Raw genomic sequence first — 23,717 nt, forward strand, 5'->3', positions numbered from 1 at the left:
GGCGTCCCCCGGGGATCGTCCGAGGTGGTGCCGGGTGTCCGCCGTCACTGCCCGGGGTCCTTGCCGTGAGCGAGGCGCGGCCCACAATGGGGGCACGCTCGCGGACCGTCACCGTCCGTGAGGAGTGCACCGGACGCCCACGTGGAAGAGGAACACACTGAGGATGCGGGATGTACGTGAGGGGACGGCGTCCCTGGTGCGGTTTGCGAAACGGCGCCGGGACCCCGTGGTCGTGCAGACATTGCGGTCGGCGGCCGCGGCGACGATCGCGTACGTCATCGCACTGCGCCTCAGCCCCGAGGCGGCCCCGCTCACCGCGCCCCTGACCGCGCTGCTCGTCGTCCAGGTCACCCTCTACTCCACGCTCACCACCGGCATCCGCCGGGTGAACTCGGTGGTCACCGGTGTCCTGGTCGCCATCGCGTTCAGTCTGCTGGTGGGCCTGACATGGTGGAGCCTCGGCCTGCTGATCGTGTCGTCGCTGGTGGTCGGACGGCTGGTGCGGGTCGAGGAGTTCGTGCCCGAGGTGGCGATCAGCGCGATGCTGGTGCTCGGGGTGACGAGCGTCGGGGACACCGCCTGGGCGCGGGTCGTGGAGACACTGATCGGCGCGGTCGTCGGACTGGCCTGCAATCTGCTGCTCGCTCCCCCGGTATGGGTGGACGAGGCCGGCGAGTCGATCGAGGGGCTGGCCCGCCGGGTCCGGAAGCTGATGCTGCGGATGGGCGAGGAGGCCGCGGGCCGTACGCCCGTGGAACGGGCGACGGCCCGGCTGTACGAGGCGCGCGAGCTCGACCACGACATCGTCGAGGTGGACGCGGCCCTCAAGCAGGCCGAGGACAGTCTCAAGCTGAATCCGAGGGTGAAGGAGGGCCTGCTGCACCGGGTGGTGCTGCGCACCGGCCTGGACACCCTGGAGATCTGCACGGTCGTGCTGCGGGTCCTCGCCCGCACCCTGACCGACCTCGCGAAGGAACGCGACCCCTTCGCCGACGATGCCTTTCCGCCCGCCGAGGAACAGGCTCCCGATCCCCTGTTCGGGCCGGAGACCGGACGGACCGTGGAGCAGCTGCTGTCCGAGATCGGCGACGCGGTGGTCAGCTTCGCGGTGCTGGTCACCACCCATGTGAGTGTGAGTGCCGAGTCCGCCGAGGCCCGGCTCACCGCCGAGCTGCGCCAGGCCTCGGCGACCCGGGACAAGCTGGCCCAGCTGCTGCTGGAGGAGATCCAGCGGGACTCCCGCCAGTGGCAGCTGCACGGGGCCGTGCTCACCGAGGTCAACCGCATCCTCGACGAGCTGGACACCGAGCACCGCTCCCGCCGTCTGCTGGAGGAGCTGGACCGTGCGTCCCAGGAGCAGCGCGAGCGGATGCCGCACCTGACCCGGATACAGGAACGCTGGCGCAGGAACCGCCCGGTACTCTCCCGTCGTTCCAGGTGACACAGGCACGGCGGACAGACTCAGGGGGCGGGCCGATGACCGACACGAGCGTGCGGATCGACGGGAACACACTGCGGCTGCCGGGCGGTGCGGCGGTGCGGTTCGTCCGCACCCTGCGGCTGCCCGAGACGGGCACGCATCCGCTGCCGCCGGGACTCGGCGAGTTCCCGGTCCGCCGTGTCTCCGACTACCCGGACACCGTGCCGGAGCAGTGGCGGGCCCGCGGCGGGGTGATGCTGCCGGTGTATCTGCGCGAGGCCATGTGGCTGAGCTTCGGGGGGACCGTGGAGCCCGCCGCGCTCCAGGTCGGGGTGGGCAAGGTGTGCGCGGTCTCCGGGAAGCCGTGGAGCGACCGGCTCGCCCGTGACCCGCAGAACTACGTGGTCCTGCCCCGCCAGCCCTGGCTGGACGGCATCAACTCCGGCAAGGGGACGGTCCGCCAGTTCGTCGCGGTGCCGCTCGGGATGGGCGCGACCGTCGAGGGGCAGGTGACGGGCGAGGAGGTCTGGGGCGGCGTACAGCTGCAGTCCTTCCGGCTGGTCGAGGAGCGTCTGAGCGAGTGGCGGCGGGCGCAGCAGCGGATGCGGTCGGCGGGCGGGCCCGCCATGGCGTACAGCGCGGCCGTGCCCATGGCCATGGCCGCGCCGCCCGCGCCGGGTGGCCCGCCCCGCAGCGCCCCGGCGATGGGACTCGGCGTCGGCGGTTCCATGCGCCAGGAGGTCTACCGGGACGAGCGGCCGCTGTCGGACTGGGCGGACACACCGGCCGGGCGGGTCTTCGTGCACCTGGTGACACCGCCGGAGTGGCGCCGCATCACCGGCGAGGCTCCCCCGCCGTCCCCCGTGGACCGGGCGGCCTACACCCGGGCGGGGCTGCCCTGGTTCGACTACTACGACCAGGACGCCGAGGACGTCGCCCCGACGGACACGCTGGAGGGCGTGAAGCCGGTGGGCGAGTGGCTCGGTGACGATCACGAGCCCTGGCAGCAGCCCGCAGCCCACCAGGTCGAGCCGCTGGGGGACGAGCCGGGCAAGCCGGTCGAGGACGGCGACTGGTAGGGGGCGGCGGGGCTCGGGTTGCACCGGCCGGGCGATCCGGGTGAAGGTGGCTGTCCAGGTCCGAGACCATCGATCACCCGGGGTGCACAGGGATGAGCAGTGCGAACGGCGGCTGGAGCAGGCGCCGGTTCGTCGGTGTCCTCGCGGGCGCGGGCTCGGGGCTCCTCGGCTGCTCGGCGTCCTCCGGGGCCTCGCCCGAGTCGGCGCCCTCCAGGACCCCCGGCACCTCCAAAGCCGCCTCCCCGAGCCGGACGAGAACCCCGTCCGCTCCGGCTCCGACGGGGCCCCGCCCCCTGTATCTCGGCACCTACACGTCCGTCGAGGGCGGCGGCACGGGCATCGGCGTCGCCGTCTACGACGCCGGGAGCGGCCGGATCACCGGCAGGGGCACCGTCACCGGTGTCACCAACCCGTCGTATCTCGCGGTGCACCCCGACGGCCGCACCCTGTACGCGGTCGCCGAGCAGGACGCCGGCGCGGTGACCGCCGTGCGCCTGTCCGACCGCAAGGTGCTGGGCAGCCGGAGCACCGGCGGGGCGGGGCCGTGTCATCTGTCGGTGCATCCGGGCGGGCGCTGGCTGCTCAGCGCGAACTACGGCTCCGGCAGTGTGGCCGTGCACCCCATCGACTCCTCGGGTGCGCTCGGCGAGCTCAGGGACTCGGTCACGCACTCCGGTCCGGCGCCGGGGCCCGGCCAGGACGGGCCGCACGCCCACCAGTTCCTCACCGGTCCCGACGGCGGCCATGTACTCTCCGTCGACCTGGGCACGGACACCGTCTACAGCTATCGGCTGAACGAACGGACCGGCACGCTCACGGAGGTCTCACGGGCCCGGACCCGGGCGGGCGCCGGACCACGCCATCTCACCTTCCACCCGGGGGGCAGGTACGCCTATCTCGCCAACGAGGCCGACAACACCGTGGCGGTCTGCGCGTACGACCGCGACAGCGGCCGTCTCTCCGTGGGGACACCGCAGTCCACGGGGACGGGCCCGGGCACGAACTACCCGGCGCAGTTCCTGGTCACCGCGAACGGCTCGTACGCCTACCTCGCCAACCGGGGCGACAACAGCCTCACCCGGTACGCGGTGGAGGCGGGCGGCGCCCGGCTGAGGCTGCTCGACACCGTGCCGGTGCACGGCGACTTCCCGCGCCAGATCGCCTTCTCCCCCGACGGCGGGCTGCTCTTCGCGGCGAATCAGAGGTCCGGCACCGTCAGTGTCTTCCACGTGGACACGACGAGCGGGGACCTGCGACTGGCCGGCACGCCGTTCGCCTCACCCGTCGCTGTCTGTGCGCTGCCGCTGTAGGGCGCGCGGGCAGGACGCGGCGCTCGCCTGGGTGAGCAGCGCGTGCATGCGCTCGGTCAGCCGGGCCACGTCGTCGGCGGGCGCGTGGAAGGGCAGACGTACGTCGCCGTGGGCGCGGACCCGCTCGATGCGCAGGGTCAGTCCGTGCCGGTCCACGGCGAGGGGCTGGACGCGGACCGCGCCGTGCAGGCTGTCGGGGTCGACGAGCCGCGTGAGCCGCTCGACCGCGTCGGGGTGGCAGTCGGCGAGGTGGGTGAGCAGCCGGGCCTCGGCCGTGGCCAGCGGGTCGGGTGCCGCGGCGGCGAACTCGTCGAGGTCGACGACCACCGCGCCGGACGGCCGGCGCAGCACCACACGGGTGGCCTCGAACTCCAGTCGGCCGTCCCCGGCGGCGAACCGGCCGGCGATCCACAACCGGGCGCGGATACGGCTGCGCAGGGGCACGGGGGCCACGTCGGCGAACTCCAGGACGGCGGACGGCTCGCCGCGGGGCGCGCAGATCGCGGCCGCGACCAGGGTGCTGTCCTCGGGCACCGCCAGGGTCACCCGCCCGTCCTCGGCCACCGTGTGCGCGCCGACGAACTCCTCGCGGCCGCCCTCGGCGGTCACCGCGCAGGACCACGAGGCGGCGAGCACCGACCGGGCGTGTTCCGCCGCGGACGGCGCGGCCGTCCAGGTGTGACTGTCACCCATCCATTGCCTCCTAAGGTAAGCCTTGCCTAACTTAGCGAAGATCGGCGGCGAAGCCAACCGTGGAGGGCGTGACGGAGCTGCGCAGTCCGGTCAGGGCCTGAGCACGCCGAGCAGGGCCCGTGCGCACAGGTCGCGCACCTGTTCCCGGGAGAGGTCGGCGCCCCGCAGCCACTCCAGGCAGACGGCCGTGGTGAAGGCCAGCCAGCCGCGGACGGCCAGCTGAAGGTCGGGGCGCTCGTTCGCCTGCGCGCCGAACTCCGGATCGGCGGCCAGCGCCGCGAGGATCTGCCGCTCCTGTGCGGCCAGCGCCCGGTGGTACACCCGGCGCACGGCCTGGTCCCCGGCGGCGTCGGCGCGGTGGAAGGCCCGGAAACCGTGGGCGTGGGCGTGGACGTACTCCAGATACGTGTCCAGCCCCGCGGTCAGCTGCTCCCGCACCGGAACGCCGGGCACCGCCGCGGTCATGGCCAGCATCCGCCCGCTCTCACGCTCGACGACCGCCGCGAAGAAGTCCCGCTTCGTCGGGAAGTAGTGATAGAGCAGCCCGCGCGAGACACCGGCGATCTCGGCGACCTGCTCGATCCACACGTCGTCGTACGGACTCTCCGAGAACAGCCTCGCCCCCACCGACAGGAGCTGCTCCCGGCGCTCCTCGGTGCTGAGCCTGCGGCGCGTGCGCTCGCCCTGCTTCCCGGCCATGCCCGCACTTTACTTGACGCCGGTTCAACAACGGGATCAGACTGAGGCGCGTTATTGAACCCACGTACAACGCGTTCAACTGCCGCTGGATCAAGGGAGATCTCGTCATGGCGGAGACGACGACGGCCACCCGTCCCACGGGATTCCGCAGCGCGGAGCTGGGCTGGCCCGAGCTGCACCGCATTCCGCATCCACCGCGTCGGCTCCCCCTGCTCGGCGACGTACTGGGCGTCGACCGGGCCACCCCGCTCCAGGACTCGCTGCGCTTCGCCCGCCGGCTGGGGCCGATCTTCCGGCGCAGGGCGTTCAACCGGGAGTTCGTCTTCACCTGGGGCGCCGAGCTGGTGGCGGACCTGGCGGACGAGTCGCGGTTCGCCAAGCACGTGGGCCTGGGGGTCGCCAACCTGCGGCCGGTCGCCGGCGACGGACTGTTCACCGCGTACAACCACGAGCCGAACTGGCAACTGGCGCACGACGTGCTGGCCCCGGGCTTCAGCCGGGAGGCGATGGCGGCCTACCACCCGATGATGCTGGACGTGGCGGCGCGGCTGACGGACCACTGGGACCAGGAGCAGGCGGCGGGCCGCTCGGTGGACGTGCCCGGCGACATGACCAAGCTGACCCTGGAGACCATCGCGCGGACCGGGTTCGGGCACGACTTCGGCTCCTTCGAGCGGGACCGGCCGCACCCCTTCGTGACGGCGATGGTGGGCACCCTGACCTACGCGCAGCGCCTCAACTCCGTGCCCTTCCCCGCTCTTGTCCGGCGTGCCGCGCGGCGCAACGCGGACGACATCGCCTACCTCAACCGGATGGTCGACGACCTGGTCCGGGCCCGGCGCGAGGCGGCCGGGGACGGTGACCTGCTCGACCGGATGCTGCAGACGGCCCACCCGGAGACCGGTGAGCGGCTGTCCCCGGAGAACGTCCGCCGACAGGTCATCACCTTCCTCGTGGCCGGCCACGAGACCACGTCGGGGGCGCTCTCCTTCGCCCTGCACTACCTCTCCCGGCACCCCGAGGTCGCGGCACGCGCGCGGGCCGAGGTGGACCGCGTGTGGGGCGCCACCGACACACCGGGGTACGACCAGGTGGCGAAGCTGCGGTACGTGCGCCGGGTGCTGGACGAGTCGCTGCGGCTGTGGCCGACGGCGCCCGCGTTCGCCCGGGAGGCGGTCGAGGACACCGTACTGGCGGGGCAGCACCCGATGCGCCGCGGGGCCTGGACGCTGGTGCTCACGCCGATGCTGCAGCGCGATCCCGAGGTGTGGGGCGCCGACGCCGAGCAGTTCGATCCGGACCGCTTCGACCCCAAGGCCGTACGGTCGCGTCCCGCGCATGTCTTCAAGCCGTTCGGCACCGGGGCACGGGCCTGCATCGGGCGCCAGTTCGCGCTGCACGAGGCCACGCTGGTGCTCGGTCTGCTGCTGCGCCGCTACGAGCTGCGCGCCGACCCCGCTTACCGGCTCAGCGTGACCGAGCGGCTGACGCTGATGCCGGAGGGGCTCCGGCTGCACCTGGACCGGCGGGCGGGCAGTGCCGCCGGGACCGCCCCCGTGACGGATCCCGACGAGATCCCGGTCCCGGCCTCCGAGTCACGCTGCCCAGTGCACAGGGCGGGTGACTGACTCCGGCAGCCTGGTGCCGGCGCTGCCCCTGGCCGCGTTCAGCTGGGGCTGGGTGAGGAAGAACGCGCCGGTCAGGTCGGCGTCCGTGAGGTCGGCGTCGCGCAGATCGGCGCCGATCAGATCCGCGCCGCGCAGGTCGGCTCCGGTGAGGTCGGCCGCGATGAGGTAGGCGCCGCGGAGACTGGCACCGCGCAGGTCGGCCCCCTTGAGCCGGGCACCCATCAGGTCGGCGCCCCGGCGGTTCTTCTTCCTGCCCCCGCCGCCGACGCCGGCCCGCACCAGCTCGCTGGTGCGCAGCAGCAGGACGTTGACCTCCTGCCGGTGCGCGGGGACGTCCAGAGCGGCGAGCTCCTCGGCGGTCTCCCGGGTGAGCGCCTCGGTGCGCTCCAGCATGCGGCGCAGGTCGGCGTGGACGGGGCGGGCGGCGGGCAGGGTGAGCGCCTCGGTGAGGTACCACAGCAGTTCGTGGAGCTGGCGCACCACCGGGAACACGTCGAACATCCGGCGGGCGTCCTCGCGCGTGCCGTCCCGCCAGTCCCGGCCGCCGAAGGTGATCTGCGAGACCTTCTGCCCGGCGCCGAAGCAGTCGTAGACCGTGCATCCGGTGTAGCCCTCGTCCCGCAGCCTGGCGTGGATCCCGCACCGGTGGTCGTCCCGGAGGTTGGGGCAGGGCGTGCCGGCCGGCTTGTCACGGGCGAAGTCCGCGGAGGCGGCGAAGGGCAGGGCGACACAGCACAGGCCGAAGCACCGCGCGCAGTCGCCGCTGAGGTCGATCATCTGTTCTTGCATCGCGGCCAGCCTAACGGCCCCGCCGACCGGCCCGTCCGACGGAACTCACCGATGGGTTTCCGGCGATGTGGGGGTCTCCTCATCCAACGGAAAACAAGCTGGGCTACCACAGAGACAGCGGCCGAGCAGGAGCCGAACGCGTCGAGGAGGCGTCATGTGCAGCCACCAGCCCCCGTGCCCCACCGTCGACAGCCCCGACCACCACAGCGCGGTGATCGTCTCGGCCCATCCCGAACAGGGCTGGAGCCTGTTGTGCAACGGCACCATCGTCTTCGACGACACCGGTGAACTGCTGCCGGACGGACGGGTCGTGCGCCCGCACCGCATGTCCGGCACGCTGGTCGCGGCGGCCTGAGTCAGCGGGCGGTGCCGGGCAGGTCGAGCCGGGTGAGCCGTTCGGGGTCGGCCAGCAGGAGCAGGGCGACGATCCTGCCCTCGGCGACGGTGACGCCCGCGACCGAGAGGGGGCGGCCCTCGGGCAGGTTGACGATCCCGACCTCGCCGTTGACCCGGGCGAGGCGGGCGCAGTCGGCGAACCGCCGGAACTTCAGAGCCTGTTCGGCCACCGGCCGCGCACCGCGCACACTCCTGGAGGACGGGCTCCCGGAGTCAGCGCGCAGCACCACATCGGGGTGGAGCACCGCGACCAGGCCCTCCAGGTCCCCCGCCCTGGTGGCCGCCAGGAACGCTTCGAGCACCTCGCGCCGGCGGCGCGGGTCGGGTTCCGCGGCGGGAGCGGCCTCCCGTATCCGGCGCCGGGCACGACCGGCGAGCTGGCGCGTCGCGGCCGGAGTGCGTTCCAGGACGGGCGCGATGTCGTCGTAGGGCACGGCGAACATGTCGTGCAGGACGAACGCGAGGCGCGCCGCGGGGTCCAGGCTCTCCAGCGCCACCAGGAGCGCGAGGCCGACCGCGTCGGCGTACAGGACCTCCTGTTCCGGGTCGGGCGGGGACAGGGGCGCGATCACCGGGTCGGGCACGAAGGTGTCACGGCGGGCGGCGCGCGAGCGCAGCCGGTCGAGGCAGACCCGGCCGACCGCGATGACGAGCCGGCCGTCCGGATCCGGGACCGGGCCGGAAGTCCTGCGGCTCAGCCCGGCCCGGGCCTCCTCAAGCGCGTCCTCCGCCTCGCTCAGGGAGCCGAGCATGCGGTAGGCCACCGCCCTGAGGCGCCCGCGCTGCTCCTGGAAGCGCTCCGCGAGCAGTTCCGTTCCGTTCACGCCACCCCCGTGTCGTCCGTGAAAGCGAGACGATCACATGATGCACGGCGTGGGTCAATATCGTTGCGCCTTCGCCAGCTTGGGCGTCAGCACGGGCTCGGCGGGCTTGCGGCTGACCGCGAGGGGCTGGGCCCTCTCCCCCGGCTTCAGGTCCTCGGCGCCGACGTACCGGGTCTCCACCACCTTGCCCGAGGAGTCGAGGAAGTCGACCTGGACGGCGTACGAGGCCGTCTTGTCGGTCTTGTTGGTGATGGTGACGACGACGGCGAGCAGACCGCCGGTCCCGGAGCGCGGCTTGCCGGTCATGGTGACCTCGGACATGGCGTTGCCCGGTCCGTCGACCTTGGCGAGCTCGGTCCGGGCGGCCTTCTCGGCGCGTTCCGTCTCGGCGGAGACGGAGGCCTCGAAGGAGGAGGCGGCCGCCGAGGCGGACGCGGCCCGCTCGGAGGCCTTGGCCCGCGCCGAGGCCTCGGCGGACGCGAGCGCGGAGGCCGCGCTGCCGGAGAAGGAGGCGGTGTCCGGGGCGGTGGGTGTCGCCGAGGAGGTCGACGAGCCCCCGGAGTCGTCGTCGCACGCGACCAGCGCGAGCGTGCTCGCGGCGGCCAGGGTCACGGCGAGGGCGGCGATCCGGGACCGTCCGTGGGGTGACGGTGTGCTCATCGACTGACGTCCTCTCGACTCCGGCCTCGACACTTGATCGAAATGAACCCTATGCCGGATTCCAGGGGGCGGCATGTCGTCGGTCGTCGGCCCTCCGGACGGCCGCGTCAGGCCTCGTCGCGCAGCAGGGCGAGCAGCCGGTCCAGCACCCGCGGGCCGCCCGCGCGGACTCCGTCGTGCTCGTACTCGTCCGTCACCCAGGTGCGCAGACCGCGGATCGCGCGCGCGGTCTGCAGGGAGTGGGCCGTGTCGACGTACATGTCGTCGTGGTAGACGGCCGCGGCCACCGGGACCTCGTTGACGGCGAGGCGGGCCGGGTCGTACAGGGGCTGCCAGTCGGTGCGGGCGGCCAGGAGTTCGGCGGTCTCGCGCAGCGGGCGCAGCGCCGGGTCGCAGTCGAACAACCAGGGGTGGATCGTCTCGCCGGTGAACAGCAGCGGCTCGTCGCCGGCGAGGGACTTGGCCGCGTCGAACTGCGGGAACTCGGCGCGCACCCGTTCGGCCGACCAGGCGGTGGGCCGCTCGTCCTGGGCGTAGGTGGCCTCGTGGACGAGGGCGTACAGCGGGTGGGCCGCGAACGAGAGGAGACCCTGGACCTCCTCCTGGAAGGCGTCGGAGAGCTCCGGGCCCCGCGGGGTGCGGACGAAGGCGTGCTCCAGGAGGAAGTGCAGACGGTGGCTGCCCTCGCCGCCGCCGAGGAGGATGCCGAGCGACTGGAAGGCCTCGACGGTCAGCCGGTAACCGTTGGGCAGCGTCACCTCGCGGGTGAGGAGGTGGTCGGCGATACGGCGGGCCCGCTCGACGTCCTGCGGATAGCGGGCGTAGTGCGCGGCGACCTTGCGCTCCACGCGGGGGTAGGCGGCCCGGTAGACGTCGTCGGCGTGGGCGTCGAGGGAGGGCAGACCGCCGGTGAGGACGGCGGCGGCGAGGCCCTCGGGGGCGAGGGACAGATAGGTGGTCACGCAGAAGCCGCCGAAGCTCTGGCCCAGGACGGTCCAGGGGGCGCCGCCGGTGACCTGGGCGCGGATCGCCTCGCAGTCGCGGACGATGGAGTCGGCGCGGAAACGGGCCAGGTAGTCGGCCTGCTCGGCGGGGCCGCCCCGCAGGGGCAGCGTCTGACGGTTGGCCGGTGTGGAGTGGCCGGTGCCGCGCTGGTCGAGCAGGAGGACGCGGAACTCCTTCAGGGCCCGGCCGAACCAGGCTCCCTTGCCGACGAAACGGTTCGCCCCGAAGCCGGGGCCGCCCTGGAGGTAGACCAGCCACGGGAGGTTCTGGCCCGCCCTGTCACTCGCCACCGCCTCGCGGGCGTAGAGCTCGATCGTCTCCCCCGCCGGGTCGTCGTGGTCGAGGGGGACGGTGAACCGGCGGTCGGTGAGGACGAGGCCGGGCTGGCGGTAGGTCGCGGTCAACAGGGCTCCCGGGACGGACGGACATTCTGTGGACGCGTCCCAGTTCAGCACATGTTCGTCCGCCGTCCGACCCCTTCGATCATGAAATCTTACTGACTCCCGGGTCAGCGGGCGGCGAGGCTGGAGCGCCGCACGACCAGTTCGGGCTGGAGCACCACCCGGCGGTGTTCGTGGCGCTTGCCGGTGGTCTCGGCCTCCGTCTCCTCCAGGAGCAGTTCGGCGGCCAGGGCGCCCATGGTGACGGCGGGCTGGCGGACCGAGGTGAGCGGGACGGCCGCGGCGGCGGCGAACTCGATGTCGTCGTAGCCGACGATGGCGAGGTCGTCGGGGACCGTGATCCCCGCCGCGTACATGGCCTGCAGGACGCCGAGGGCGAGCAGGTCGTTGGCGCAGAACACGGCGGTCGGGCGGTCGGCGAGGCCGAGCAGACGGGCCCCGGCGTCCCGGCCCGCGGCCACGTCGAGCCGTTCGGTGGGCAGCTCGCGCAGGTGGTCGGGGCCCAGGCCCGCCTCGGCGAGCGCGTTCAGGGCGCCGGTGCGGCGGTCGCGGACCTGGTTGAGGCCGGGCGGGCCGCTGACGTAGGCGATGGAGCGGTGCCCGGCGTCCACGAGGTGGCGCACGGCCAGCGCGCCGCCGGCGACGTCGTCGACGGAGACCGAGCACTCGGTGGTGCCCTCGGCGACCCGGTCGACGAGCACGAAGGGGATGCCGTGACGGCGGAAGGAGTCGATGTTGCGGCCGGAGGCGTCGGTCGGGGTGAGCAGCACGCCCCGCACCCGCTGCTCGGCGAAGAGGGACAGGTACTCCGCCTCCTCGCTCGCGCTCTGGGCGCTGTTGCAGACCATCACGCCGAGGCCGTCCTCACGGGCGGCCCGCTCGGCGCCGCGCGCGACGTCGACGAAGAAGGGGTTGCCCATGTCGAGCACGAGCAGACCCATGATCCGGCTGCGGCCCGCCCGCAGCTGGCGGGCGGACTCGCTGCGGACGTAGCCGAGCCGGTCTATCGCCGACAGGACGCGCGCCCGGGTCTCGGTGGCGACGGAGTCCGGACGATTGATGACGTTCGAGACCGTGCCGACGGAGACTCCGGCGGCGCGGGCGACGTCCTTGATACCCACCGACTGGGCCATCGGGCAGGGACCTCCAGGAAGACGGGGGGCGAGGGGGCGAGGGGGCGACAGGACGACCTTCACATTATCGTCGAGCCGCCCCCGCACCGGTCACGATCAGGCGGGCAGTGCGAAGTCGACGACGTGGAGCGCCGAGGGGGTCGTACCGCTCGACTTCTCCTGGTACATGAACGACAGCACGTTGTCCTGCGCCACCCTCAGTTCGTCGATGACGACCTCGCCGAAGGCGTTGAGGCCGCTCCCGTCGAACAGGACCGTCCAGTCGGTGTACCCGGACGCCTTGGAGGCGGCGGCGATCCGGCCGAACGGGAAGACCGCGTAGGCGTTGTCGTACTTGTCCAGGACCAGCTTGGTGCGCTGGCTGGAGCCGAGCACGACCGGTATCTCGGTCTTCTGCCAGGTGCCCGAGGCGTTCTTGCGGACGTGGAAGGCGCGGCCGTTGGCGGTGCGGTCGGCGACGTAGTTCGTGGTGCACTGGCCGAAGCGACCGGGCACGTAACTGATGATCGCGTGCGGCAGGCCCGAGGAGTCGGTGGACTGGCTCTCCTGGTTCATCAGGGAGTGGTCCGGGTTCAGCGCGTCGATCACCAGGCCGGAGTCGGTGACGGCGACCTTGTCGGAGCCGCCGGTGGTGCCGACCACGGTGCCGGCGTTGGTGCGCCAGGTGCGGCCGCGGTCGTCGGAGTAGACGTAGCCGGTGTCGTGGTTGGTGATGCCGCCGCTGTTGCACATCACGGCGCCGTTCTGCTCGCGCCAGGTGAAGAAGGAGTGCAGCCGGCCGTTCCTGTCGTAGTCGATGCCGTGCAGGTACATGTTGCGGGCCGTCGAGGAGCCGTGCTCGCTGGTGTAGGTGCCGGTGGAGGCGGACCACTCGCCGAGGTTGGTCCAGGTCGAACCGTCGTACTCCGCCAGGGCGTTGCGGCCGTTGCCCGATATTCCGGCCCGGTAGCTGAGCTGGAGCTTGCCGTCGGGGGTGGAGACGAACTGGGGGTAGGTGAACTGCGAGGTGAGGGCGAGGCCGTCCAGGGTCGACTGGGGTGCGCCGAAGCGGGCGGCGGTCCAGCTCAGGCCCGCCGGGTTGTCCATGAGGCCCGCGACCGACTTGACGTAGGTGAAGCCGTCGCTGTGCGAGTCCATGTTGAGGTGGAGGCGGCCGTCCACCTTGGAGACGCCCATGGAGATGACGTTGTGGGAGTCGCTGGTCTTGAGGGTGTGGCCGACCTGGACGGTGGACCAGGTGCTGCCGCCGAGGACGCGGCGGCCGACGACGGCGTTCTTGTCGGCGGTGTACCAGACGGCGTACTGGTAGCCCTTGTACGTCAGCAGGCCGTTCTTCTGGAACGAGTTGTTGTTGACGAGGCCGTCGTAGGAGACGAAGAAGACGGCCTGGTTGTCGAGCGTGGTGGTGCCGGTCCGGGTGACGGAGGGACCGGGGTCGGCGGCGCGGGCGGTGCCACCGGTGAGCGCGGAGGTGGACATGGCGGACACGATGGCACCTGCGAGCAGTGTGCGTCTTCTCATGGAGCGGCTCCTGCTGTCCTGAGGGGGCCTTGCGGGGAGGGGTCAGGCGAGGTGAAACACCTCGGTGAGCGGTTTCATCGCCTCGTCCGGGCGGGCTCCGTCGAGGGACTCGAAGAAGGCGCCCATCTCGGCCTGCCAGCGGGCGTTGACCTCGGTGGCTTCCATGCCGGCCTTGGCGGCCTCGAAGTCCTCCGTCTCCAGGTAGCCGACGAGCAGTCCGTCGTCGCGCAGGAAGAGGGAGTAGTTGTGCCAGCCGGTGGCCGAGAGTGCTGCCAGCATCTCCGGCCACACGGCGGCATGGCGTTCGCGGTACTCGGCGAGCTTGTCCTGACGGACCTTGAGGAGGAAACAGACGCGCTGCATGAAGTACCGCTCCGCGACTAGAAGTTGAACTGGTCGATGTTCTTGGCGGTGAACACGGTCGGCTTGCCGAGGTTGATCACGCCGTCCTTGCCGATGGTGTACGTGGTGCCGCCGGCCTTGAAGGTCTCGCCCTCCTTGCCGGTGATCTGGCCGGAGACCAGGGCGACGGCGGTCTGGGCGGCCAGCGCGCCGAGCTTCGCCGGGTCCCACAGCTCGAAGCCGTCGACGGTGCCGTTCTTGACGTACTTGCGCATGTCGTTGGGGGTGCCGAGGCCGGTCAGCTTGACCTTGCCCTTGTACTTGGAGCCGGAGAGGTACTGGGCGGCGGCCTTGATGCCGACGGTGGTCGGGGAGATGATCCCCTTCAGGTTCGGGTACTCCTGGAGCAGGCCCTGGGTCTGCTGGAAGGACTGCTGGGCGTCGTCGTTGCCGTACGCGACCTTGACGAGCTTGATGTTCTTGTACTTGTCCTGCTTCAGCTCGTCCTTCATGAAGTCGATCCAGGTGTTCTGGTTCGTCGCCGTCTGGGCGGCGGACAGGATCGCGATCTCGCCCTTGTAGCCGATCTGCTCGGCGAGCAGCTGCACCTCGGTGCGGCCCAGGTCCTCGGCGGAGGCCTGCGAGACGAAGGCGTTGCGGCAGTCGGCCTTGGTGTCGGAGTCGTAGGTGACGACCTTGATGTCGTTCTTCATGGCCTGCTTCAGCGCGGTGCACAGGGCGCCCGGGTCCTGCGCGGACACGGCCATCGCGTTCACCTGCTGCTGGGTGAGCGTGTTGACGTAGGACACCTGCCCGGCGGTGTCCGTGGCGCTGGACGGGCCGACCTCCTTGTACTTCGAGCCCAGTTCCGTCAGGGCCGTCTCGCCGCCCTTGTCGGCGGAGGTGAAGTACGGGTTGTTGACCTGCTTGGGCAGGAAGCCGACGGTCAGGCCCTTCTTGGTGGCCGCGTTCGGGTCGGCCTTGGCGGTGGAGGCCGCCGAGGCGCCCTCGTCCTGCACGTCCTTCTTGGTGGTGCCACCGCACGCGGTGAGCGCGAGGGCGAGCGAGGTGCCGGCGGCGAGGGCCGCGCAGGAACGGCGGAGCGATGACTTACGCATGACGGATCTTCCTTACGAGGGTGAGCGGATACGAGGTTTCCTTGGGCGCCCGGATCTAGGAGGCCGGTGTGGGCGCTTTGGACGCCGGTGTCGAGGCGGCTGCTCGGCGGCCGGCCCTCGCAACCGAGATCTGCCGTGCGACCCGGGGGCCGAGCACGGAGAGGACGAGAAGAACGCCGGTGACGACGATCTGGGACTGGGCGGAGACGTCCTGGAGGCTCATCACGTTCTGCAGGGCGCCGAGGAGGAAGACCCCCGCGATCGCGCCGCCGAGCGTGCCCTTGCCGCCGTCGAAGTCGATGCCGCCCAGCAACACGGCTGCCACGACGGAGAGTTCGAGCCCCGTGGCGTTGTCGTAGCGGGCACTGGCGTAGTGCAGTGCCCAGAAGATCCCGGTGAGCGAGGCCATCAGGCCCGTCACCGTGAACAGGATCAGCTTCTGGCGCTTGACCCGGATGCCGGCGAACCGCGCCGCCTCCTCGCTCGCGCCGGTCGCGAACACCGAGCGCCCGAACGGCGTGGCGTGCAGGACGACCACGGCGATCGCGAGCAGGACGAGGAAGGGCAGGAAGGCCTGCGGGATGAAGGTGTCCCCGATCCGGCCCGCCGCGAAGTCCAGGTACTGCGTGGGGAAGTCGGTGACCGCGTCGGAGCCGAGCACGATCTGTGCGATGCCCCGGTAGGCGGCGAGGGTGCCGATGGTGACGGCGAGGGAGGGCAGGCCGAGCCGGGTGACGAGCAGGCCGTTGACCAGCCCGCAGACCACGCCGAGCACCAGGCAGATCGGGATGATGACCTCGATCGTCAGGCCCTGGTTCCACAGGGCGCCCATCACCGCGCCGGACAGCCCCGCGGTGGAGGCGACCGAGAGGTCGATCTCGCCGGAGACCACGAGCATGGTCATGGGCAGGGCGATCAGCGCGATCGGCAGGGTGTTGCCGATCAGGAACGACAGGTTCAGCGCGTTGCCGAAGCCGTCGACGGTGCCGAAGGACAGCAGCAGGACCACGACCAGAAGGGCGCCGACCACCGTGTCCCAGCGGATCGCACGCGTCAGGGAGTCAGGCATGGCGGGCGTTCCTCTTCTTCAGGGCGGAGGCCACGCGCAGCGCGACGACCCGGTCGACCGCGATGGCGAGGATGAGCAGGATGCCGTTGATGGCGAGCACCCAGACCGAGCTGACGCCGAGGGCGGGCAGCACGCTGTTGATGGAGGTCAGCAACAGGGCGCCGAGGGCCGCGCCGTAGACGCTGCCGGAGCCGCCGGTGAAGACGACGCCGCCGACCACGACCGCGCTGACGACGGTCAGTTCGTAGCCGGTGCCGGTGCTGGAGTCGACGTTGCCGAACCGGGCCAGGTACATCGCGCCGGCGAGTCCCGCGAGGCCGCCGCAGAAGGTGTAGGCGGCCAGGATCCGCTTGCGCACCGGGATGCCGGCGAGCCGGGCGGCCTCGGGGTTGGAGCCCAGCGCGTACAGCTCGCGTCCGCTGCCGAAGTGCTTGAGGCAGTAGGCGGTGGCGATCAGCACGGCCAACGCGATCAGGGCCAGCCAGGGCACCGCGGAGATGCCGCCGGAGCCGAAGTTCACAAAGCTGTCCGGGAGGTCGGCCGCGGTGATCTGGCGGGAGCCGACCCAGATGGAGTCGATGCCCCGGATGATGTAGAGCGTGCCGAGCGTGACCACCAGCGCGGGCACCTGGCCGAGGCTGACCAGCAGGCCGTTGAGCAGGCCGAATCCGATGCCGAGCAGGACCGCGAGGACGATCGCCACGACGGGGTTCCCGCCGCTCTGCAGATACGTGCCGGCTGCGAAGGCGCTGATGCCGAGGGTGGAGCCGACCGAGAGGTCGACGTTCCTCGTGATGACCACCAGCGACTGGCCGGTGGCGACCAGCACCAGGATCGTGGCGTTCAGCAGCAGGTCCTTGATGCCCTGCTCGGTGAGGAAGTCGCTGTTCCCGATCTGGGTGACGACGATCATCACCAGGAACACGACCAGGATGGCGAGTTCGCGCATCTTGAAGACACGGTCGACCAGACGGGTGCCGCTGGACTTGGGTACGTCGGTCACAGGGGCCTGGTTGGGGGTCGTCACCGTCATGCGGCGGCCCTCCCGGTGGCTGCGGCCATCACGGTTTCCTCGGTGGCGTCGGAGCGCGGGATCTCGGCGGTGAGGCGGCCCTCGTGCATCACCAGCACGCGGTCGGCCATGCCGAGGATCTCGGGCAGGTCGGAGGAGATCATCAAGATGGCCACCCCGTCGGCGGCCAGCTCGCTCAGCAGCCGGTGGACCTCGGCCTTGGTGCCGACGTCGATGCCGCGGGTGGGCTCGTCGACGATGAGCACCTTGGGGCCGGTGGCCAGCCACTTGGCGAGGACGACCTTCTGCTGGTTGCCGCCCGACAGCGTGTTGACGGTGTCGGCGATCCGGGCGTACTTCACCTGGAGCTTGACGGCCCAGTCGAGGGAACGGCTGCGTTCGGCGCCGCGGTCCATCAGGCCCGCCTTGACGGTGGTGCGCAGCCCGGTGAGGCCGATGTTGCGCTCGATGGACATGTCCATCACGAGGCCCTGGGCGCGCCGGTCCTCGGGCACCAGGGCGAGGCCCGCGGCCATCGCGGTGGACGGGGCGCCATTGACCAGTGCCCTGCCGTCCACGGAGACCTCGCCCGCGTCCCAGCGGTCGATGCCGAACACCGCGCGGGCGACCTCGGTACGGCCCGCTCCGACGAGGCCCGCGAGGCCGACGATCTCGCCTCGCCTGACCTCGAACGAGACGTCGGTGAAGACGCCCTCCCGGGTCAGCCGGCTCACCGTGAGCGCGACCTCGCCGGGGCGTACGTCCTGCTTGGGGTAGAGCTCGTCGAGGTCGCGGCCGACCATCCGGCGGACGAGGTCGTCCTCGGTCATGTCCGCGATGGGTTCGCTGGCGATCCAGGCGCCGTCGCGCAGGGTGGTGACCCGCTGGCAGATCTGGAAGATCTCCTCCAGCCGGTGCGAGATGAACAGCACCGCGGCGCCCTGCTCACGGAGCGCCTTGACGACGCCGAAGAGGCGGGCCACCTCGCTGCCGGTCAGGGCCGCCGTGGGCTCGTCCATGATCAGGACGCGGGCCTCGAAGGACAGCGCCTTGGCGATCTCGACGATCTGCTGGTCGGCGATGGACAGGCCGCGCGCCGGGCGGTCGGGGTCGAGCTCGACCCCGAGGCGCTGCATCAGGGCCAGGGTCGCGTGGTGCGTGGCCTTGTGGTCGATCCGGCCGAGGGCGCGCCGGGGCTGGCGCCCCATGAAGATGTTCTCGGCGATCGACAGGTCGGGGAAGAGCGTGGGCTCCTGGTAGATCACGGCGATACCGGCGTCGCGGGCGTCACCGGGGCCGTGGAAGACGACCGGCTCACCGTCGAGCACTACCTGGCCGGTGTCCGGTCGGTGCACTCCCGCGAGGGTCTTGATGAGGGTCGACTTGCCCGCGCCGTTCTCGCCGGCGAGGGCGTGTACCTCCCCGGGGTACAGCTCCAGGGAGACGTCCCGCAGGGCGCGAACCGCGCCGAAGGACTTCGAGATGTCCCTGAGCGCGAGAACCGGGGCCGGACCCGTGGTGGACGGGTGGGTCATTGGAGGCTCCTCGACGACGCCGGCGGGACGGCCCTCACGGCGTCGTGAAAGGTTTCAACTTGGTTGCCGGGACGTTAGGCATGGAGCGCATGTCACGTCAATGGGTTCGTGTCGAAAAACTTTCGATGAACTCAGGTCACAGGGGGATCACGGGCAACAGCCTTGGTCGCAGGGGTTGACACTCCCGCGAGGGCCCCATACTTTCCCGTCTTGAATCGTTTCACACAGCACCAGTACCAACACCCCTCAAGACCCCACGTCACAGGAGCCCTCAAGTGACCGAGCTCGCCGCGGTGAAGGCCGCTCTCAAGACCCAGGCCGTCGAGACGCCGTCGTGGGCGTACGGGAACTCGGGAACCCGCTTCAAGGTGTTCGCCCAGCAGGGCGTGCCGCGTACCCCGCAGGAGAAACTGGAGGACGCGGCGCAGGTCCACGCGTTCACCGGGGTGGCCCCGACCGTCGCCCTGCACATCCCGTGGGACAAGGTCGAGGACTACGCCGCGCTGGCGAAGTTCGCCGAGGAGCGGGGCGTGAAGCTGGGCGCCATCAACTCCAACACCTTCCAGGACGACGACTACAAGCTGGGCAGCATCTGCCATCCGGACGCCGGCGTGCGGCGGAAGGCCCTGGACCATCTGCTGGAGTGCGTCGACATCATGGACGCCACGGGGTCCACGGACCTCAAGCTGTGGTTCGCCGACGGGACGAACTATCCCGGCCAGGACGATCTGCGGGCCCGCCAGGACCGGCTGGCCGAAGGTCTCTCCGAGGTGTACGACCGCCTCGGCGACGGGCAGCGGATGCTCCTTGAGTACAAGTTCTTCGAGCCGGCGTTCTACTCGACGGACGTGCCGGACTGGGGCACGGCGTACGCGCACTGCCTCAAGCTCGGGCCCAAGGCGCAGGTCGTCGTCGACACCGGGCACCACGCTCCCGGGACCAACATCGAGTTCATCGTCACCACGCTGCTGCGGGAGGGGAAGCTCGGCGGGTTCGACTTCAACTCGCGGTTCTACGCCGACGACGACCTCATGGTGGGGGCGGCCGATCCGTTCCAGCTGTTCCGGATCATGTACGAGGTCATCCGGGGCGGCGGATTCACGCCCGATGTCGCGTTCATGCTCGACCAGTGCCACAACATCGAGGCGAAGATCCCGGCGATCATTCGTTCGGTCATGAATGTGCAGGAAGCGACCGCCAAGGCCCTGCTGGTCGACCGGGACTCTCTTGCCGTGGCTCAGCGCGAGGGTGATGTTCTGGAGGCGAACGCGGTGTTGATGGACGCGTACAACACGGATGTGCGGCCGCTTCTCGCCGAGGTGCGGGAAGAGATGGGACTGGACGCCAGTCCGATGGCTGCGTACAAGCGGTCCGGGTGGGCCGAGAAGATCATCGCCGAGCGCGTTGGTGGGGAGCAGGCAGGTTGGGGGGCGTAAGCGTCTGCCGGGTTCTGTCCGTTACGGGGTGCGGGCCGGTTCGTGGCTGGTCGCGCAGTTCCCCGCGCCCCTAAAAGCATCTCCCTGGCCCTTTCCCAGATAGGACTGAAAGTTCATGGCAACCCATCCCGAAGCCGCCGCTCTCCTCGCCCGGTCCCGTCGGCTCGGCTCCGACCCCCGCAACACCAACTACGCCGGGGGCAACGCCTCCGCCAAGGGCACCGACACCGACCCCGTCACCGGGGGTGATGTGGAGCTGATGTGGGTCAAGGGGTCCGGCGGTGACCTCGGGACGCTGACCGAGGCCGGGCTCGCCGTGCTGCGGCTGGACCGGATGCGGGCGCTCGTGGACGTGTACCCGGGGGTGGAGCGCGAGGACGAGATGGTTGCCGCGTTCGACTACTGCCTGCACGGCAAGGGGGGCGCCGCTCCCTCCATCGACACCGCCATGCACGGGCTCGTCGAGGCCGCGCACGTCGATCACCTGCACCCCGACTCCGGGATCGCGCTGGCCTGCGCCGCGGACGGGGAGAAGCTGACCGCCGAGTGTTTCGGCGACACCGTGGCCTGGGTGCCGTGGCGCCGGCCCGGGTTCCAGCTGGGGCTGGACATCGCCGCCATCAAGGCCGCCAACCCGCAGGCCATCGGGGTCGTCCTCGGTGGGCACGGGATCACCGCCTGGGGTGACACCGCCGAGGAGTGCGAGAAGAACTCGCTGCACATCATCCGGACCGCCGAGCAGTTCCTGGCGGAGCACGGCAGGGCCGAACCGTTCGGGCCCGTCATCGAGGGGTACGGCGCGCTCGGCGAGGCCGAGCGTAAGGAGCGGGCGGCCGCGCTCGCGCCGTACGTCCGCGCCATCGCCTCCCAGGACAAGCCGCAGGTCGGGCACTTCAACGACTCCGCGCCGGTACTGGAGTTCCTGGCCCGCGCCGAGCACCCGCGCCTCGCCGCCCTCGGGACCTCCTGCCCCGACCACTTCCTGCGGACCAAGGTGCGGCCGCTCGTCCTGGACCTGCCGCCGACGGCTCCTCTGGAGGAGGCGATCGCGCGGCTCGACGCGCTGCACGCCGAGTACCGCGAGGAGTACGCCGCCTACTACCAGCGGCACGCCCTGCCCGACTCCCCCGCCATGCGCGGCGCCGACCCGGCCATCGTGCTCATCCCGGGCGTCGGCATGTTCTCCTTCGGCAAGGACAAGCAGACCGCCCGGGTCGCGGGCGAGTTCTACGTCAACGCCATCAATGTGATGCGGGGCGCCGAGGCCGTCTCCTCCTACGCGCCCATCGAGGAGTCCGAGAAGTTCCGCATCGAGTACTGGGCCCTGGAGGAGGCCAAGCTCCAGCGGATGCCGAAGCCCAAGCCGCTCGCGACACGGGTCGCCCTCGTGACGGGCGCCGGCAGCGGCATCGGTAAGGCCATCGCGCAGCGGCTGGTCGCCGAGGGCGCGTGTGTCGTCGTCGCCGACCTCAACGCCGAGAACGCCGCCGCGGTCGCCGAGGAGCTGGGCGGTCCTGACAAGGCCGTCGCCGTGACGGTCGACGTCACCTCGGAGGAGCAGATCGCCGAGTCGTTCCGCGCCGCGCTGCTGGCGTTCGGCGGCGTGGACCTCGTCGTCAACAACGCCGGCATCTCGGTCTCCAAGCCGCTCCTGGAGACCTCCGCCAAGGACTGGGACCTCCAGCACGACATCATGGCGCGCGGTTCCTTCCTGGTGTCGCGGGAGGCGGCGCGGGTGATGATCGCGCAGAAGCTGGGCGGCGACGTCGTCTACATCGCCTCCAAGAACGCCGTGTTCGCGGGCCCCAACAACATCGCCTACTCCGCCACCAAGGCCGACCAGGCCCACCAGGTGCGGCTGCTGGCCGCCGAGCTGGGCGAGCACGGCATCCGCGTCAACGGCGTCAACCCCGACGGCGTGGTGCGCGGGTCCGGCATCTTCGCCGGCGGCTGGGGTGCCAAGCGCGCGGCCGTGTACGGCGTGGAGGAGGAGAAGCTCGGCGAGTTCTACGCCCAGCGGACCATCCTCAAGCGCGAGGTGCTCCCCGAGCACGTGGCCAACGCCGTGTTCGCGCTGACCGGCGGGGAGCTGACGCACACCACCGGGCTGCACGTCCCGGTCGACGCCGGCGTCGCGGCCGCCTTCCTGCGATGAGCGCGTCCGTGAAGTCGTACGCCGCGGTCGACCTCGGCGCGTCCAGCGGACGGGTCATGGTCGGCCGCGTCGGCCCCGACAGCCTGGAGCTGTCCGAGGCCCACCGGTTCGTGAACCGGCCGGTCCGGGTCCCGGAGGGCCTGCGCTGGGACATCCTCTCGCTGTACGGCGGTGTCCTGGACGGGCTGAAGGCGGCCGGTGCCCACTGCGGTGGAGGACTCGACTCCGTCGGCATCGACAGCTGGGCCGTGGACTACGGGCTGCTGGACGCCGACGGGGCGCTGCTCGGCAACCCGGTGCACTACCGGGACTCCCGCACCGAGGGGGTCGCGCAGAAGGTGTGGGCGACCGTGCCCGCGCCCGAGCTCTACGCGGCCACCGGTCTGCAGTACGCGCCCTTCAACACGCTGTACCAGCTGGTGGCCGATGAACTCCTCGGCGCGCGACGCCTGTTGCTCGTTCCCGATCTGCTGACGTACTGGCTGACCGGCGAGCAGGGCACCGAGCTGACCAACGCCTCGACCACCCAGCTGATCGATCCCCGGACACGCGGATGGTCGTACGACATCGCCTCGCGCGTCGGCATCGACCTGGGGTTGTTCGCGCCGCTGCGGCAGCCCGGGGACCCGGCCGGTCCGCTCCGGCCCGAGGTGCTGGAGGAGACCGGTCTGCGCGGGCCGGTGCCGGTGACGGCCGTCGGGTCGCACGACACGGCCTCGGCGGTGGCCGCCGTGCCCGCCTCCGGTGAGCGGTTCGCCTACATCTGCACCGGCACCTGGTCCCTTGCGGGCCTTGAGCTGGACGCGCCGGTGCTGACGGAGGAGAGCCGGGCCGCCAACTTCACCAATGAGCTGGGGCTCGACGGCACGGTCCGGTATCTGCGGAACATCATGGGGTTGTGGCTGCTCCAGGAGTGCGTACGGGTCTGGGGCGACCCGGATCTGGGCGAGCTGCTGTCGGCGGCGGCAGAGGTGCCGGCGCTGCGGTCGGTGGTGGACGCCGGGGACGCGGCGTTCCTGGCGCCGGGCCGGATGCCGAAGCGGATCGCCGAGGCCTGCCGTGCCTCGGGGCAGCCGGTGCCCGGCTCCCCCGCCGAGGTCACGCGCTGCATCCTCGACTCGCTGGCCCTCGCCCACCGCAAGGCGGTGGAGGAGGCGCAGCGGCTGGCCGACCACCCCGTGGACGTCGTGCACGTGGTCGGGGGCGGCACGCGCAACGCGCTGCTGTGCCAGCTGACCGCGGACGCCTGCGGGCTGCCCGTGGTGGCGGGGCCGACCGAGGCGGCGGCGCTCGGCAACGTCCTGGTCCAGGCGCGGGCCCACGGGCTCGTGGGCGACCTCGCGAGCGGGCGCGAACTGCTGACCCGTACGCAGCCGCTCACGCGGTACGAGCCGCGGGGCGACACCGCGCGCTGGCGCGAGGCACAGTCCCGGCTCACCGGGGCCTGACCCGGGTCTCGCCCCGGCCTCGCCCCCGGACTACGCTTCACTCA

General features: G+C 71.4%; 21 protein-coding genes. 8 read left to right on the plus strand and 13 right to left on the minus strand.

Going from position 1 to position 23,717, the window contains the following annotated elements; all coding sequences use genetic code 11:
- The first annotated feature begins 163 nt into the window (after positions 1-163).
- The 3 genes from AQI94_RS13440 (at position 164) to AQI94_RS13450 (ending at position 3,809) form a co-directional block, all read left to right on the plus strand.
- Complete coding sequence (locus AQI94_RS13440) at positions 164-1,441, plus strand: FUSC family protein (protein WP_031038398.1); 1,278 nt, start codon at positions 164-166, stop codon at positions 1,439-1,441.
- A gap of 35 nt (positions 1,442-1,476) precedes the next feature.
- Positions 1,477-2,499, plus strand: a complete 1,023-nt coding sequence (locus tag AQI94_RS13445; protein ID WP_031038396.1) for a hypothetical protein — start codon at positions 1,477-1,479, stop codon at positions 2,497-2,499.
- 92 nt (positions 2,500-2,591) lie between these two features.
- Positions 2,592-3,809: a lactonase family protein gene (locus AQI94_RS13450; protein WP_031038395.1), complete on the plus strand. Its 1,218-nt coding sequence runs from the start codon at positions 2,592-2,594 to the stop codon at positions 3,807-3,809.
- On the opposite strand, the gene AQI94_RS13455 is transcribed toward AQI94_RS13450, so the two are convergent.
- A complete protein-coding gene (locus AQI94_RS13455; RefSeq protein ID WP_031038392.1) occupies positions 3,777-4,502 on the minus strand; it encodes a DUF2470 domain-containing protein in 726 nt (241 codons plus the stop codon). The genes AQI94_RS13450 and AQI94_RS13455 overlap by 33 nt on opposite strands.
- Positions 4,503-4,592: 90 nt before the next feature.
- Positions 4,593-5,201, minus strand: coding sequence for a TetR/AcrR family transcriptional regulator (locus tag AQI94_RS13460; RefSeq protein WP_031038388.1), 609 nt, complete (start codon positions 5,199-5,201; stop codon positions 4,593-4,595).
- Positions 5,202-5,308: 107 nt separating this feature from the next.
- Between AQI94_RS13460 and AQI94_RS13465 the strand changes: the two genes are divergently transcribed.
- Positions 5,309-6,829, plus strand: a complete 1,521-nt coding sequence (locus tag AQI94_RS13465) for a cytochrome P450 (protein ID WP_031038385.1) — start codon at positions 5,309-5,311, stop codon at positions 6,827-6,829.
- On the opposite strand, the gene AQI94_RS13470 is transcribed toward AQI94_RS13465, so the two are convergent.
- A complete protein-coding gene (locus AQI94_RS13470; RefSeq protein WP_391287981.1) occupies positions 6,797-7,606 on the minus strand; it encodes a pentapeptide repeat-containing protein in 810 nt (269 codons plus the stop codon). The two genes, AQI94_RS13465 and AQI94_RS13470, sit on opposite strands and share 33 nt — an antisense overlap.
- Before the next feature lie 166 nt (positions 7,607-7,772).
- Between AQI94_RS13470 and AQI94_RS13475 the strand changes: the two genes are divergently transcribed.
- A complete protein-coding gene (locus AQI94_RS13475) occupies positions 7,773-7,973 on the plus strand; it encodes a DUF5999 family protein (protein WP_031038381.1) in 201 nt (66 codons plus the stop codon).
- A 1-nt stretch (position 7,974) separates the two neighbouring features.
- Here AQI94_RS13475 and AQI94_RS13480 read toward each other — a convergent pair whose 3' ends face one another.
- The 10 genes from AQI94_RS13480 to AQI94_RS13525 form a co-directional block, all read right to left on the minus strand.
- On the minus strand, positions 7,975-8,838 hold the full coding sequence (locus AQI94_RS13480; RefSeq protein WP_031038377.1) for a sigma factor-like helix-turn-helix DNA-binding protein: 864 nt from the start codon (positions 8,836-8,838) through the stop codon (positions 7,975-7,977).
- A gap of 54 nt (positions 8,839-8,892) precedes the next feature.
- On the minus strand, positions 8,893-9,498 hold the full coding sequence (locus AQI94_RS13485; RefSeq protein WP_031038374.1) for an FxLYD domain-containing protein: 606 nt from the start codon (positions 9,496-9,498) through the stop codon (positions 8,893-8,895).
- A 107-nt stretch (positions 9,499-9,605) separates the two neighbouring features.
- Positions 9,606-10,907, minus strand: coding sequence for an alpha/beta fold hydrolase (locus AQI94_RS13490; protein ID WP_031038371.1), 1,302 nt, complete (start codon positions 10,905-10,907; stop codon positions 9,606-9,608).
- A gap of 104 nt (positions 10,908-11,011) precedes the next feature.
- On the minus strand, positions 11,012-12,037 hold the full coding sequence (locus tag AQI94_RS13495; RefSeq protein WP_031038368.1) for a LacI family DNA-binding transcriptional regulator: 1,026 nt from the start codon (positions 12,035-12,037) through the stop codon (positions 11,012-11,014).
- 96 nt (positions 12,038-12,133) lie between these two features.
- The gene (locus AQI94_RS13500) at positions 12,134-13,558 is read right to left on the minus strand and encodes a BNR repeat-containing protein (protein ID WP_031038365.1); all 1,425 of its coding nucleotides are present in this window, start codon (positions 13,556-13,558) and stop codon (positions 12,134-12,136) included.
- Positions 13,559-13,600: 42 nt separating this feature from the next.
- Positions 13,601-13,921: an L-rhamnose mutarotase gene (locus AQI94_RS13505; protein ID WP_031038362.1), complete on the minus strand. Its 321-nt coding sequence runs from the start codon at positions 13,919-13,921 to the stop codon at positions 13,601-13,603.
- Positions 13,922-13,938: 17 nt separating this feature from the next.
- Positions 13,939-15,018 carry a rhamnose ABC transporter substrate-binding protein gene (gene rhaS / locus AQI94_RS13510; protein ID WP_031038359.1) on the minus strand — a complete coding sequence of 360 codons (1,080 nt, stop codon included), beginning with the start codon at positions 15,016-15,018 and terminating at the stop codon, positions 13,939-13,941.
- Between the two features lie 55 nt (positions 15,019-15,073).
- Complete coding sequence (locus tag AQI94_RS13515) at positions 15,074-16,087, minus strand: ABC transporter permease (protein ID WP_031038356.1); 1,014 nt, start codon at positions 16,085-16,087, stop codon at positions 15,074-15,076.
- Complete coding sequence (locus tag AQI94_RS13520; protein WP_031038352.1) at positions 16,080-17,120, minus strand: ABC transporter permease; 1,041 nt, start codon at positions 17,118-17,120, stop codon at positions 16,080-16,082. Before AQI94_RS13520 ends, AQI94_RS13515 begins: the two co-directional genes overlap by 8 nt.
- On the minus strand, positions 17,117-18,634 hold the full coding sequence (locus AQI94_RS13525; protein WP_031038350.1) for a sugar ABC transporter ATP-binding protein: 1,518 nt from the start codon (positions 18,632-18,634) through the stop codon (positions 17,117-17,119). The genes AQI94_RS13520 and AQI94_RS13525 overlap by 4 nt, the downstream gene beginning before the upstream one ends.
- Before the next feature lie 275 nt (positions 18,635-18,909).
- Between AQI94_RS13525 and rhaI the strand changes: the two genes are divergently transcribed.
- The 3 genes from rhaI to AQI94_RS13540 all read left to right on the plus strand — a co-directional run bounded on the left by rhaI (position 18,910) and on the right by AQI94_RS13540 (position 23,673).
- A complete protein-coding gene (rhaI, locus tag AQI94_RS13530) occupies positions 18,910-20,070 on the plus strand; it encodes an L-rhamnose isomerase (protein ID WP_031038347.1) in 1,161 nt (386 codons plus the stop codon).
- A gap of 115 nt (positions 20,071-20,185) precedes the next feature.
- Positions 20,186-22,225: a bifunctional rhamnulose-1-phosphate aldolase/short-chain dehydrogenase gene (locus AQI94_RS13535; protein ID WP_031038346.1), complete on the plus strand. Its 2,040-nt coding sequence runs from the start codon at positions 20,186-20,188 to the stop codon at positions 22,223-22,225.
- Positions 22,222-23,673 (plus strand): rhamnulokinase, encoded by a 1,452-nt coding sequence (locus AQI94_RS13540; RefSeq protein WP_225890184.1) that lies wholly within the window; start codon positions 22,222-22,224, stop codon positions 23,671-23,673. Before AQI94_RS13535 ends, AQI94_RS13540 begins: the two co-directional genes overlap by 4 nt.
- Positions 23,674-23,717: the final 44 nt, after the last annotated feature.

The organism is Streptomyces pseudovenezuelae, assembly GCF_001513955.1.
GTDB classification, from domain to species: domain Bacteria; phylum Actinomycetota; class Actinomycetes; order Streptomycetales; family Streptomycetaceae; genus Streptomyces; species Streptomyces pseudovenezuelae.